Source organism: Brevibacterium daeguense (assembly GCF_021729135.1).
GTDB lineage: Bacteria > Actinomycetota > Actinomycetes > Actinomycetales > Brevibacteriaceae > Brevibacterium > Brevibacterium daeguense.
The window spans coordinates 25,375-38,490 of sequence record NZ_JAJTWW010000008.1 but is presented as its reverse complement, the minus strand read 5'-3'; the positions used below and the strand labels follow the sequence as shown (position 1 = coordinate 38,490).

At 67.4% G+C, this 13,116-nt stretch carries 9 protein-coding genes and 1 tRNA gene; 6 read left to right on the top strand and 4 right to left on the bottom strand.

The genetic code is table 11. The annotated features are described in order from the left end of the window. Positions 1–89: 89 nt before the first annotated feature. Positions 90–710 (bottom strand): GDSL-type esterase/lipase family protein, encoded by a 621-nt coding sequence (locus tag LXN01_RS08170; protein ID WP_236864172.1) that lies wholly within the window; start codon positions 708–710, stop codon positions 90–92. After that, entirely contained in the window at positions 707–4,489 is a 3,783-nt protein-coding gene (locus LXN01_RS08165) for a multifunctional oxoglutarate decarboxylase/oxoglutarate dehydrogenase thiamine pyrophosphate-binding subunit/dihydrolipoyllysine-residue succinyltransferase subunit (RefSeq protein ID WP_236864171.1), read from the bottom strand. Before LXN01_RS08165 ends, LXN01_RS08170 begins: the two co-directional genes overlap by 4 nt. Before the next feature lie 139 nt (positions 4,490–4,628). On the opposite strand from LXN01_RS08165, the gene guaB1 reads away from it, so the two are divergent. From guaB1 to LXN01_RS08140, 5 genes are all read left to right on the top strand, one after another. Further along, positions 4,629–6,083, top strand: a complete 1,455-nt coding sequence (guaB1, locus tag LXN01_RS08160) for a GMP reductase (RefSeq protein ID WP_236864170.1) — start codon at positions 4,629–4,631, stop codon at positions 6,081–6,083. 195 nt (positions 6,084–6,278) lie between these two features. Next, complete coding sequence (locus LXN01_RS08155; protein WP_236864169.1) at positions 6,279–7,598, top strand: hemolysin family protein; 1,320 nt, start codon at positions 6,279–6,281, stop codon at positions 7,596–7,598. After that, positions 7,595–8,668, top strand: coding sequence for a hemolysin family protein (locus LXN01_RS08150; RefSeq protein ID WP_236864168.1), 1,074 nt, complete (start codon positions 7,595–7,597; stop codon positions 8,666–8,668). Before LXN01_RS08155 ends, LXN01_RS08150 begins: the two co-directional genes overlap by 4 nt. A gap of 194 nt (positions 8,669–8,862) precedes the next feature. Beyond that, positions 8,863–9,819 (top strand): M15 family metallopeptidase, encoded by a 957-nt coding sequence (locus tag LXN01_RS08145; protein WP_236864167.1) that lies wholly within the window; start codon positions 8,863–8,865, stop codon positions 9,817–9,819. 68 nt (positions 9,820–9,887) lie between these two features. Then, positions 9,888–9,960, top strand: a tRNA-Arg gene (locus LXN01_RS08140). Positions 9,961–10,107: 147 nt separating this feature from the next. Here LXN01_RS08140 and LXN01_RS08135 read toward each other — a convergent pair. Both LXN01_RS08135 and LXN01_RS08130 read right to left on the bottom strand, forming a co-directional pair. Then, positions 10,108–10,794 carry a response regulator gene (locus LXN01_RS08135; RefSeq protein WP_236864166.1) on the bottom strand — a complete coding sequence of 229 codons (687 nt, stop codon included), beginning with the start codon at positions 10,792–10,794 and terminating at the stop codon, positions 10,108–10,110. Continuing rightward, complete coding sequence (locus LXN01_RS08130) at positions 10,791–12,119, bottom strand: sensor histidine kinase (RefSeq protein ID WP_236864165.1); 1,329 nt, start codon at positions 12,117–12,119, stop codon at positions 10,791–10,793. Before LXN01_RS08130 ends, LXN01_RS08135 begins: the two co-directional genes overlap by 4 nt. 164 nt (positions 12,120–12,283) lie before the next feature. On the opposite strand from LXN01_RS08130, the gene LXN01_RS08125 reads away from it, so the two are divergent. Further along, positions 12,284–13,054, top strand: coding sequence for a DUF4352 domain-containing protein (locus LXN01_RS08125; protein ID WP_236864164.1), 771 nt, complete (start codon positions 12,284–12,286; stop codon positions 13,052–13,054). The last annotated feature ends 62 nt before the right edge of the window (positions 13,055–13,116 follow it).

The following is a 13,116-nucleotide window of genomic DNA, read 5'->3' as shown; positions in this document are numbered from 1 at the left end:
TCATCTTTCCACAGCGGGGACGGGAGGGCAAAGCCGCCGTGGGTCCAGAGGGTGCGGGCTGCCGCGTTAGAGCCTGCGGCTCAGGCAGCTCAGACGCTGTCGGAGGTGGCGGGTGCGGGCACGCCGAGCCAGTCGAACCAGCCTCGATGCAGAACCAGCCAGGCGAGCAGTCCATAGCCCTCCTGACCTGGCAGGCCGTCAGCTGACGAAGCCAGATCTCGCATCCAGCCCGCGTGATTCTGCAGCGGGGCGAAGGTGTCGACATACCCGATTCCGCGGCGCAGAGCGACATCCGAGAAGCCCGCGTTCAGCTCCCCGATGCGACGATTGCGGTCAGCGTTCAGGCTCGGGGGAGGCCCGACCACGAAGGTCGCGACCTCGGCGGCGAGCGCGGCATCGAGCACATTGGCAAGATTGAGTCGCGATCGCGCCGTGGAGATTCCGGCATCGACGTCGAAGGAGCCGGGCGCGAGCACCAGTCGATTGTCCGCCTCGGGGACGAACCGCAGATCCGCCTCCGTCATGCTTCGGCGCGCCAGTGCAGCACTGTCCTCCTGCGGAACGCCCAGCGGGTAGAAGCGGGCCGCGGCGACGGTGGGAAGGGTGCGGGCGGCAACCCGCCCCACCCACCCCAGACACCGCGCGTCACCGTGCCCGGCGACGAGTTCGTCGCCGAGCACGGCTATCACCGTCTGCCTGTGGTGACTCACCGGGCGAAGACGCGTTCGACGAGATCGGCCTGCTCGAGGTCATGGACCTTCTTGAGCCCCGTGGCCGGGGAGGCGGAGGCGGTGCGCGAGACCACCCGCAGCTCTCGACCGCCGAGCATCTGCGGCAGGTTGAGGGCCATGAACGGCCAGGCACCCTGGTTCTCGGGCTCCTCCTGGGCCCACACGACCTCCACGTCCTCCCCGTAGGAGCCGAGGACGTCAGCGATCGCGGTCTCGTCGAGCGGGTAGAGCTGTTCGACACGGACCAGCGCGGTCTTCTCGTCTCCGAGCTTCTCGCGCTTGGCCTTGAGGTCCCAGTAGAGCTTGCCGGAGACCAGCACCACTCGGTCGACCTGACCGGCATCGATCGCCGGATCCGCGATCACCGGCTCGAACCTCCCGGAGGTGAACTGCTCGACCGAGGTCGCGGCGGCCTTGAGCCGAAGCATCGACTTCGGGGTGAACACGATCAGCGGACGCTTCTTCTTCGTGAGCGCGTGCCGGCGCAGCAGGTGGAAGTGCGAGGCGCCGTCGGACGGATAGGCCACCGTCATGTTGCCCTCGGCGCAGAGCTGGAGGAAGCGCTCGATGCGCGCCGAGGAGTGATCCGGTCCCTGACCTTCGTAGCCGTGGGGGAGCAGCAGAACGACACCGGAGGTCTGATTCCACTTCTGCTCCGAGGAGGAGATGAACTCGTCGATGATCGACTGAGCACCCTGCGCGAAGTCACCGAACTGCGCCTCCCAGAGGACGAGGGCATCCTTCCGGCCGACCGAGTACCCGTACTCGAAGCCCACCGCTGCGTACTCGCTCAGCAGGGAATCGTAGACCCAGAACTTGGCCTGGTCCTCCGTGAGGTTCGCCAGGGGGGTCCACTCGTTGCCGTTCTCGTGATCGATGAGCACAGAGTGGCGCTGAGTGAAGGTGCCCCGACGGGAGTCCTGGCCGGCCAGCCTGATGGGATACCCGTCCATCAGGATCGAGCCGAAGGCCAGGAGTTCGGCGAATCCCCAGTCGATCCCACCGGAGCGCGACATCTCCTGCCGCTTCTCCAGCAGACTCCGGAGCTTCTTGTGCACCGCGAAGCCCTCCGGAATGTCAACGTGCGAATCGCCGATCCGCTCGATGACCTTACCGGAGACCGCGGTCTCCGCGTGGTCGTCGGCCTCCAGATCCGCGGGCAGCTCGGGACGCTTGGGCAGCTCAGCCTTCTGCTGAGCGGCCTTCTCCGCCTCCTTCGTCTCCGCGAACGCGGCTTCGAGGCGCGACTGGTAGTCCTTGAGCGCCTCCTTCGCCTCGTCCTCGGTGATGCACTTGCGCCCGACGAGGGATTCCGTGTACAGCTTGCGCACCGAGCCCTTGGACTCGATGAGGGAGTACATCACCGGCTGAGTCATCGACGGGTCGTCGCCTTCGTTGTGACCGCGACGACGGTAGCAGACCAGGTCGACGACGATATCGCGGTTGAACTCCTGGCGGTACTCGAAGGCGAGCTGGGCGGCGCGGAAGACCGCCTCCGGGTCATCGCCGTTGACGTGCAGGATCGGGGCGCTGATCGTCTTGGCGATGTCCGTGCAGTAGTACGAGGACCGCGCTGCGGCCGGCGGGGTGGTGAAGCCGACCTGATTGTTGATGATCAGGTGAACGGTGCCGCCGGTGCGATATCCCCGAAGCTCCGAGAGGTTGAGAGTCTCCGCGACGACGCCCTGGCCCGCGAACGCGGCGTCACCGTGGACCAGCACAGGCAGCACCGAGAAGCCGGCGCTGCCGGCATCGATGGCATCCTGCTTGGCGCGGGCAATGCCCTCGAGGACCGGGTCGACCGTCTCCAGGTGGCTCGGGTTTGCGGCGACGTAGACCTTGGTGGTGTTGCCGTCGGGCGAGGTGAACGACCCCTGCTGACCGAGGTGATACTTGACGTCGCCGGAGCCCTGGAAGCTGTCGGGAGCCTGAGTGCCCTCGAACTCGCTGAACACCTGCCCATAGCTCTTGCCTGCGATGTTGGTGAGCACGTTGAGCCGGCCGCGGTGCGCCATGCCGATGGTGACCTCGTCCATCCCGGAGTCCGCGGCCTGGTTGAGGACTTCGTCGAGGAACACGATGGCGGATTCTCCGCCCTCGAGGCTGAACCGCTTCTGCCCGATGTACTTGGTCTGCAGGAAGGTCTCGAACGCCTCGGCCGCATTGAGCCGGCCGAGCACGTGGCCCTGCTCGGCGCGCGTGAGCTCGACATGCGGTACCTCGAGCCTGCGCTGGAACCAGCGCCGCTGTTCGGGGTCGGCGATGTGCATGTACTCGATGCCGGTCGTGCGGCAGTACGAGTCCCGCAGGATGCCGAGGATCTTGCGCAGCGGCAGCAGCGGAGCGTTGCCGAACCCACCGGTGGGGAACTCCCGTTCGAGATCCCAGAGGGTCAGCCCGTGAGTGTTGATGTCGAGGTCGGGGTGGCTGCGCTGGCGGTAGACCAGCGGATCGATGTTGGCCATGAGGTGACCGCGATTGCGGTACGCCTCGATGAGCTCGATGACCCGGGCGGTCTTGTTGACGTCGGTCTGATCGCCGGTGTCGACGTCGGGGACCCAGCGCACCGGGGTGTAGGGCAGGCGCAGGGACTCGAAGATCTCGTCGTAGAAGCCGTCCTCGCCGATCAGATACTCGTGGATCAGCCGCAGGAACTCGCCGGAGCCGGCGCCCTGGATCACGCGGTGATCATAGGTCGAGGTCAGGTGGAGGATCTTGGAGATCGCGAGCCGGTTGATGGTCTCCTGGCTGGCGCCCTGGTACTCCGCGGGGTAGGTGAGGGCGCCGACTCCGACGATGCAGCCCTGGCCCTTGGTCAGCCGGGGAACCGAGTGCACCGTTCCGATGCCGCCCGGGTTGGTCAGCGAGACGGTGGTGCCGGCGAAGTCGTCAGCCGTGAGCTTGCCGATCCGAGCGCGCTCGACGAGGTCGTCGTAGGCGTCCACGAACTCCCGGAAGCTCAGCGTCTCGGCCTTCTTGATGTTGGGCACCAGGAGGGTGCGGGAGCCGTCCTTCTTCGGCACGTCGATCGCGAGCCCGAAGTTGACGTGGCCTGGCTGGACCATGACCGGCTTGTCATCCTGGACGTCGTAGTAGACGTTCTGGCTCGGGACGGACTTGAGCGCGCGGACCACTGCGAAGCCGATGATGTGGGTGAAGGACACCTTGCCGCCACGGCTGCGCTTGAGGTGGGAGTTGATGACGATGCGGTTGTCGATGAGCGCCTTGGCCGGCAGGGAGCGAACCGAGGTGGCGGTGGGGACCGTCAGGGACTCGTCCATATTCGCTGCGATCAGCTTGGCGGGTCCGCGCAGTTTGGTGACGACGTCCTCGATGTCCTCCTTGGGCGCGGACTTGGCGGCAGCGCTGCTCGACTGCCGCTTCGAGTCGAGCGACTTCGACTCCGCCTTCGGGGTCTCCGACTCGTGCACAGGGGGCGTGATGCCCTTTGCGGATTCTGCGCTGGTGGCCCTGGCCCCGGCCGACTTCGACGCCGGCTGATCGTTCCGGGCAGGGGCCGTCGCCTTCGTCCGTGTCTCTGCTTGGGAGGGCTTCGAGGGAGAGTCCGCGGGCTTCGTCGATTTCTGCTGCGAGGTCTGAGCGCCTCCGGCAGAGTTCTTCTCGTACTTCTCGAAGAACGGCCACCAGGACTTGTCGACAGAGTTCCTGTCTGACTTGTACTGCTCGTACAATTCCTCGACCAGCCACTCGTTGGACCCGAAGTCCTCGACGCTGCGGTTGGGAGTGTTAACGGACACGGCGAGAATCGCCCTCTTCCTCATCTTGGACTGTTACACGTCGTCAACATAGCCTAGCGGCTCGCGCGCCGATTCGCGCGTCGCGCGGCCGAGCAGATGTCGCGCGAATGCCCGGGGGCACGGGTGGGAGAATGGGCGCATGCATTTCATCACCGAGCGCCCTTCTCATGACCTGACGTACTCCGACGTGTTCCTCGTGCCGAGCCGCTCCGAGGTGTCCTCCCGATTCGACGTGGATCTCAGCGCCCCCGACGGCACGGGAAGCACGATTCCCGTGGTCGCCGCCAACATGACCGCGGTGTCCGGCCGTCGCATGGCGGAGACGATGGCCCGCAGGGGAGGCCTCGCGGTGCTGCCGCAGGACACGCCGCTGCAGGTGGCGGCGGACACGATCGCCTGGATCAAGGAACGTCATCCCGTCTACGAGACACCGGTGAGAGTGTCTCCGGACGACACCGTCCTGTCCGCGCTGCACCTCGTTCCGAAGCGGGCCCACGGCCACGCGGTGGTCGTCGACGACCGGAATAATGCGATCGGGACGGTCTCGCGTGCCTCCCTGGAGGGGGTCGACCGGTTCACATCGGTCGGCACGATCATGGACGAGACCTTTGAGCCAGTCGAGTCCCGACTGCTCGACGACGTCGGACGCTCGGGGTTGGCCGAGGTGTACGAGCGGATCACCGAGGCGCGACGGGACTTCGTGCCTGTGGTTGACGGGGGAGTGCTCGTCGGCGCGGTGACTGCTGAGTCGGTGCTGCGCTCCTCGATCTACACCCCCGCGCTCGATCCCAGCGGCCGGCTGCGGGTGGCTGCCGCGATCGGCGTCAACGCGGCAGTGGGCGAGCATGCCCAGGCGCTGGTCGCGGCCGGTGCGAACGTGCTGGTCATCGACACAGCGCACGGGCACCAGGAGAAGATGATCGAAGCTCTGCGGACAGTGCGCTCGCTCGAGCTCGGCGTGCCGATCGTCGCAGGCAATGTCGTGACCGCCGCCGGCGTCGAGGACTTGGTCGCCGCGGGCGCCGACATCGTCAAGGTCGGCGTCGGTCCGGGTGCGATGTGCACGACGCGGATGATGACCGCGGTCGGTCGGCCCCAGTTCTCCGCGGTCGCGGAGTGCGCAGCGGCCGCCCAGGAGCTCGGGGCCCATGTCTGGGCAGACGGCGGAGTCCGGTACCCGCGTGACGTCGCCCTTGCACTGGCGGCCGGTGCCGCGCAGGTGATGATCGGCTCCTGGTTCGCGGGAACCTACGAGAGCCCCGGTGACCTGCTCATCGACTCCGAGGGGCGTCCGTACAAGGAGAGCTTCGGAATGGCCTCGGCCCGGGCGGTGGCTGCGCGGACCCGAACGGAGTCAGCGTTCGAGCGGGCACGCAAGGGGCTGTTCGAAGAGGGAATCTCCAGCGGCCGGATGTTCGTCGATCCGGAACGTCCCGGCGTCGAGGATCTGCTCGACGAGATCACCTCCGGAGTGCGATCGTCATGCACCTACGCAGGAGCTCGCGATCTGACCGAGTTCTTCGCTCGCGCCCGGGTGGGAGTGCAGTCGGCCGCCGGATACGAGGAGGGCAGGCCGCTGCACAAGAGCTGGTGATCGTCAGCCGCACCGGCAGCGGGGATCCTCGGGACCCCCGCTCTTGGTGTGTCCGTGCCCCGCCGGATATCATTCCGAGCATGACCAGTGACAGTCCCGGCCGGCCTCGCGCCGGCTGCCCCGCACACATCGTCTCCGTCACCACCGACTCGAAGCTGATCGATTCGCCGCCCTTCGAGGGGGACCGTCACTGATATGGAGTGGCTGCTTCTTGCCCTCGCACTGCTGCTCATCCTCGGGACCGGGGTGTTCGTCGCCGCCGAGTTCTCGCTGCTCACGCTCGACAAGCACACCGTCGACCAGGCCGTCGAACGCGGCGAGCGCGGCGCCTCCTTCCTCCGACGCGGAATCACCCACCTCTCCACGCAGCTGTCGGCCGCGCAGGTCGGCATCACTCTCACCACTCTGCTGACCGGCTATCTCATGGAGCCGTCGCTGGGCGCGCTGCTGTCTCCGGTGTTCGAGTCGATGGGCCTCAGCGAATCGATCTCCGGCTCCGCCGCGCTGGTGGTCGCGCTGGTGATCTCGACAGTGCTGTCGATGGTGATCGGCGAGCTCGTGCCCAAGAACATGGCGATCTCGTCGCCGCTGCTCACGGGCAAGCTCTCAGTGCCGCTGCAGTATGCCTTCGCCGTCGTCTTCAAGCCTGTGATCGCAGTCCTCAACGGCACTGCCAACAAGGCGCTGCTGGCGATGGGGATCGAACCGCAGGAGGAGGGCTCGGCAGGACGGTCGGCCGACGAGCTCACGGCGCTGGTGCGGCATTCGGCGCAGGAGGGCACGATGGCCGAGCAGACCGCGGATCTGGTCACCCGCACCCTGAGCTTCTCCAAGCGCACCGCTGAGGACGTGATGACGCCCCGCACCAGCATGGTCACCGTGAAGCGGGATGCCACTGCGGCGGACGTCATCGAACTGGCCCGATCCACCGGGTACTCCCGCTTTCCGGTCGTTGCCGACTCGCGCGACGACATCTCGGGCGTGGTCCACGTGAAGCAGGCGGTCGCTGTGCCGCTGGACAACCGGCACGACGCCTACGCCGCAGGTCTGATGACGGAGGTCGCCGAGATCCCGGAGACGATGCCGCTCGATCCGCTGCTCATGGAGCTGCGCCTGCGAGGGACCCAGATGGCCGTCGTGATCGACGAGTACGGCGGCACTGCCGGCGTCGTCACCCTCGAGGACGTCGTCGAAGAGCTGGTGGGAGAGGTGGCCGACGAGCACGACCGCCTGCGCGTCAGCGTGCGTCCCGCCCGCGACGGCACCTGGCTGATCCCGGGCCGTCTGCGGCCCGATGAGGTGGGATCTGTGATCGGCATCGGCATCCCCGAAGATCCCGACTACGAGACCGTCGCCGGCTTCGTGCTGCTGTCGCTCGGTCGGATTCCCGAGGTCGGTGACAGCGTGCGCCTGCCGGATGCCCGCCTCGTCGTCGAGCGGATGAACGGTCGGCGGATCGAACGGCTGCGACTCATCCCCGACTACCTCGCCTCCCGACCGGAGGCGGCGTCATGAGCGACTGGATGGGATTGGTCTGGCTGGTCGTCCTGCTGCTGGCGAACGCGTTCTTCGTCGCCGCCGAGTTCGGCGTGGTCTCCGCCAAGCGCTCCCAGATCGAGCCGCTCGCCGAAGGCGGGTCGAAGGCAGCCCGGACCACGCTTTATGCGATGGAGCACGTCTCTCTGATGCTGGCGATCTGCCAGCTGGGAATCACCGTGTGCTCTCTGCTCATCGGAAACGTCGCAGAGCCGGCGATCCATCATCTCCTGGTCGGTCCGATGGCGTTCATCGGCATTCCCGGCGCGCTGTCCGACGTGATCGCCTTCATCCTCGCTCTGGCTGTGGTGACCTACCTGCATGTGGTCGTGGGCGAGATGATCCCCAAGAACATCGCGCTGTCGGCCTCCCAGCAGGCCGCGATGCTCCTGGCTCCGCCGCTGGTGTTCCTCGCCAAGGTCTTCGGCTTCGTCATCCGACCGCTCAACGGGTTGGCCAATGGGATTCTGCGAATCATGGGGATCGAGCCCAAGGCGGAGGTGAACGCCGCCTACACGGTGGAGGAGGTCCAGTCGATCGTCGCTGAGTCGCAGCGCGAAGGACTGCTCAACGACGACACCGGGCTGCTCAAGGGCGCTCTCGAGTTCTCGGACAAGACCGTCGGCGATGTCATGGTGCCGATGGACCGCGTCGTCTCGCTGCAAGCCCATGCGACTCCCGCGGACGTCCAGCGACTCGTGGCCAGGACCGGGTTCTCGCGCTACGTGGTGCTCGACACGGAGGGCGACCCCGTCAGCTACATCCACATCAAAGACGTGCTGTTCGCCGACGCGCCGGAGGACCACGAGTCGGAGATCCCCGGAAAGCGCTTTCGACCGCTGGTCACACTGCGGGACTCGGATGAGATCGAGGAATCGCTCGATGCCATGCAGGCAGCCGGGAATCACGTCGGCAGGGTGCTGGACGCCGAAAATCGGACGGCCGGTATTCTGTTCCTCGAGGACGTCCTGGAAGAGCTCGTCGGCGAAGTCCACGACGCGATGCAGCGGACGCCCCATTCCCGCCCCTCTGCGCATCGCAGATTGTGACAGAGCGGTTACCAGACCCGTGTTTCCGTGCTCAGGCTGCGATCGGTGTGAACTGAGTCTCACTTTCACGTGACAGAATTGTGTCAATTGTGATTCTGCCGTTATGGTGTTGTGACATACCAATGCGTGCTCCCGGATGGATCTTCCTCCCTGCCGTCAGAGAGCCGCTGCAGTCTTGAGTTTGGAGTATTGGAGTGGGCCAAGAAGCCACCACCGCACCGGTGCCCGTCCGCCGCCGCGACCTGCGTCGGCAGGAAGAGGCCGCACGGCGCGCCGAGAGGAAGCGCGCCCTGCTGGGCCCGGCCGCCGCGGTCGTCGCGGCACGGTCGGACCATCGGATCGACCGCAGGGCCAACGGCGCAGTGGGTGCTGGGTCAGTAGCGGTCCGCGGTTCGGACGGGAGCGCGCTCAGGGCGCTCAAGCGTCGCCGGGTCACCACGGTCTCAGCAATGGCCTCGGTCTCCGTCGCCGGGACTGCGATCGCGGCCGTCCTGCTCAGCGCGAACACCGGAAGCACACAGGTCGCCGCGTCGCAGCAGATCGATGCAGCCGCGGTGAAGGCGGTTGACGCGGAAGCGGTCGACGCGCAGATCCCCGCCGGCCAGGGCGACAAGTCCGCAGGCACTGCGGACAACTACGCCGGCGGAGTGCCCAGCACCAAGGACCGGCAGGCCGAGGCGGCCTCCCGGTCGGTGACCCGCACCGTGCTGCCCGGATGTGACGGCGAGGCGCCGGGTGGGCAGGCCTCGAATGGCCAGTTGCCCGAGGGCTGGCTGTGTGAGATCGGAATCGGCGGGCACAAGCTCCGCGCCGACGCCGCTGTCTCCTTCGCAGAGATGAATGCGGACTTCAAGGCCGATACCGGCAAGGACATGGCCATCACGGACACCTACCGCTCACTCGAGTCCCAGATCTCGGTGGCCGGCCGCAAGCCCGGGCTCGCAGCGCGTCCCGGCACCTCGCTCCACGGCTGGGGGGTCGCCATCGACTTCGGCGGCGGAGCTGCGACGGCCACGGGGGAGCAGTACGAGTGGCTGGTGAAGAACGCTCACAAGTACGGCTGGGAGAATCCCGAGTGGGCGAAGACGAGCAAGTACGAGCCGTGGCACTGGGAGTACGTCCCAGCGCGCGAGTCCATCCGGGGCTACTGATCCCGATGTGATCCTGAGCACTTCGGCAGGACGCCCACAGAATCGGTGGTAGGATTGTCGAGTTGCCAGCCCGCGTAGCTCAGTGGATAGAGCGTCTGCCTCCGGAGCAGAAGGTCGTAGGTTCGAATCCTGTCGCGGGCACGACATCACGAAGTCCCGGAACCGTTCACGGTTCCGGGACTTCGTCGTTGGGGCGCAGGTTTTCGGACCCGGTGCCGAGGCGGGGCCTGCCGCGCTGTCAGTGCTGACCCGCCACCTGTCTGTGGCAGCTGTCCGGTCGCGCCGGGCTCAATCCGCGGCGGAGCGGTTCGCGTGCGTCAGGCCCGCTCTCTCCACCGTGATGGCTACTCCCACGCGCGAGTCGGCGCCGAGCTTGATCATCACCTTGGCCAGGTGCGCTTTGGCAGTCGCCTCGGAGACGAACAGCTGCTCGGCGATGTTCCGGTTGGACGCGCCGGCGGCGACCAGCACGGCGATCTCCCTCTCGCGTTCGGTGAGCGTCTCGATCAGCTGCAGGGCCTCGTGGCGGCGCGTGTGCTCTCCCCGCAGTCCGAAGCGCGCGATGAGGTGGAGCGTGCTCCGGGGAGATATGATCGCGCTTCCGCTCATCACGGTGTGGAGTGCAGCGATGAGCTCCTGGGGAGAGGTGTCCTTGAGCAGGAAGCCGACTGCACCGGCTTCGAGGGCGCGGAAGACGTAGTCCTCGGAGTCGAAGCTCGTCAGCGCTATCACCTTGGGGGGTCGCACGCCGTTGACGAGGATCCGAGTCGCCTCGATGCCGGTCATGCCGGGCATCCGGATGTCCATCAGCACTGCGTCCGGGAAGTGGGCGGCGGCGCGCTCCAGGGCTTCGGCACCGTGGGCCGCCTCCGCGACGACCTCGATTCCGGGGTCGGCGGCGAGGATCGCCCGGAGTCCGGTGCGGACCATCGCGTCGTCGTCGACGAGCAGGACGCGGATCAGCTGCCCCGTCATCGCTGTGCTGCGGACCAGGGGAGTGCGACATCGACCAGGAAGCTGCCCTCGTGCGGTCCGATCCACGAGTCACCGCCGAGCAGTCGCGCGCGCTCCCGGATTCCGGCAAGCCCCGAGTGCGTTCCGATGGTTCCGAGCTCCGGGGTCCCGGTTGCGGTGAGAGGATTCATCACGCGGATTCGGACGCCCGTGTCGGCTGAGCCCTCGACGTACAGTGACACCAGTGCGCCCGGAGAGTGCTTGAGCGCGTTCGTCAGCGCTTCCTGGACGATCCGATAGACACTCCGGTCCAACACGGTCGGGGCATGGTCTGCTCCCTCGATGAGAATGACGGCGTCAACAGCCGTGCCGCCTTCCCTGACGGAGCGCACCAGCTGCGGCAGCGCTCTGAGCGAGGCCTGCGATGGCGGAACGCCTGCGTCCGAGGCCGCCCGTGGGCTTCCGGTGCGCAGCTCGCCGAGCAGACCGCGCAGGTCTTCGAGGGAGGCGTGCGCCTGCCCGCGCAGGATCTGGGCGGCACGGGCGACATCCGGCTGCTCGGAGCCGGCCGCCATCTCCAGTGCGCCCGACTGCAGGGAGATCACCGATAGCCGGTGCGCCAGTGCGTCATGGATCTCCCGTGCGAGGCGATCGCGTTCGGTCTGCCGGGCGAGCTCTTCGCTGAGGCTGTCGCTGCGCCTCTGCTCCGCGGCGATGTGACGGCGGCTCCGGGAGTTCTCCGCCCTGCTGCGGGCCAGGGCCGCCAGGCCGCCTGCTGCCGTGAGCGCGATCAGGGCCACGACGACGATGACGAGGGCGGCCGCGATGTGGCTGCCCGGCAGATCGGGGCTGCCTGCGATGCCGAAGAAGGCGGCAGCAACCGATCGATCGGCGAGCGCGATGTCGCGGACGACCGCCCAGACCACCAGCGCGCCGGCGATGCCGGCGAGGATGAGCGCCGGCCTGCGGGGCAGCCGGACGAGAGCGTGGTGGGCGCCGATGAGCAGCAGCCAGTAGTCCATGCCCAAGAGCGTGATGAGCGCACCGGCGGCCAGGGGCAGCGCCGGAAGCCGACGCCGAACGAAGACCGTCAGCCAGAGCGCGGTGCTCAGCAGGACCATCACGACCCCGAGGTCCGTGATCATCAGAGTCTCATCCGCCGCCCCCGGCACACCCGTGACGCAGAGCATGCTGAACAGGCTGCCGAGGACGAACAGGACGATGTCCCACAGCGTCCGCAGAGCGCAGCGGAGGGCTCTGAGCGCAGGTGAGCGCTCCGGATGCGCCGGCGAGGAGTTGCCGCCGGGGAGGCTCTGGGTGGTCGGGGCGATTGCCGAGGTGTTCACACGAGAAGGGTATGTCCGGGCACGGACGCGCCTCATCAGCCGATCGGCTCGCAGGATCGAGCCGATCGGCTGATGTCGGACGGCCCGGGTGCCGGGAGCATGAGGAATGTCAGAACCCTCGGCGACCGGCCCGATCACGCCGCCGCCCCCAGCGAAGGAACCGCATGTCCCAGCAGCCCCCGAATCCCCAGAGCCCCGGTCAGTTCCCCCTCGGGCAGTCGGCTCCGCCGCCCGCCCCGTACGGACACCAGACTCCTCCTGCTGATCAGCCCGGTCCGTACGGCACCCCGAATGGCGGGTATCCGCAGGGAGGATTCCCACCGACCCCGCCGGCGCAGAAGAAGAAGCCCGTGTACAAGCGCTGGTGGTTCTGGGTCGCGATCGTCGTCTTCGCGATCATCGTCGGCAGCTGCGCCGGCGCCGGCGGGTCGGGGACAGAGTCCGACTCGGACTCCGGCAGCGCGCAGCCCGCCGACGAGGCGGCACAGGAAGCCGGTGCGGACGAGGAGCCCGCACCGGAAGCCGAGGAGGCGGTCGAGCAGGCAGGAGTCGGCGACACCGTCAGCGCCGGCGACTTCGAGGTGTCGGTGACCGAGGTCGAGGCGGGTGTGTCCCGGGTCGGGGACGAGTTCCTCAACGAGGAGCCGCAGGGCCAGTTCGTGCTCGTGAGCATGACCATCACGAACACGGGCGATTCAGCTGTCATGTTCACCAGCAGCGACGTCACGCTGCTTGACGCCGAGGGCAGGCAGCACAGCGCTGACGGCGCCGCCTCCATGTACATCGAGGACTCGAACGCCTTCCTCGAGGAGATCAACCCCGGCAACACCGTCGAGGGGATCATCGCCTTCGACATTCCGGAGGGCATCGAGCCGCAGGTCCTCGAGTTCTCCGGCGGACTGTTCAGCTCCCCGGTGGAGATCGCCCTGTCCTGAGTGGTGCTGAAGCCGACCGGCCCGCGAGGGCGGCCCGGAGGAGGTCGTGGATGTCGCACCAG

Bases quoted from the DNA above. Each gene is read 5' to 3' on its own strand.
- guaB1 (WP_236864170.1), top strand. From the start codon at position 4,629: ATGCATTTCATCACCGAGCGCCCTTCTCATGACCTGACGTACTCCGAC.
- LXN01_RS08155 (WP_236864169.1), top strand. From the start codon at position 6,279: ATGGAGTGGCTGCTTCTTGCCCTCGCACTGCTGCTCATCCTCGGGACC.
- LXN01_RS08150 (WP_236864168.1), top strand. From the start codon at position 7,595: ATGAGCGACTGGATGGGATTGGTCTGGCTGGTCGTCCTGCTGCTGGCG.
- LXN01_RS08135 (WP_236864166.1), bottom strand. From the start codon at position 10,794: ATGACGGGGCAGCTGATCCGCGTCCTGCTCGTCGACGACGACGCGATG.
- LXN01_RS08125 (WP_236864164.1), top strand. From the start codon at position 12,284: ATGTCCCAGCAGCCCCCGAATCCCCAGAGCCCCGGTCAGTTCCCCCTC.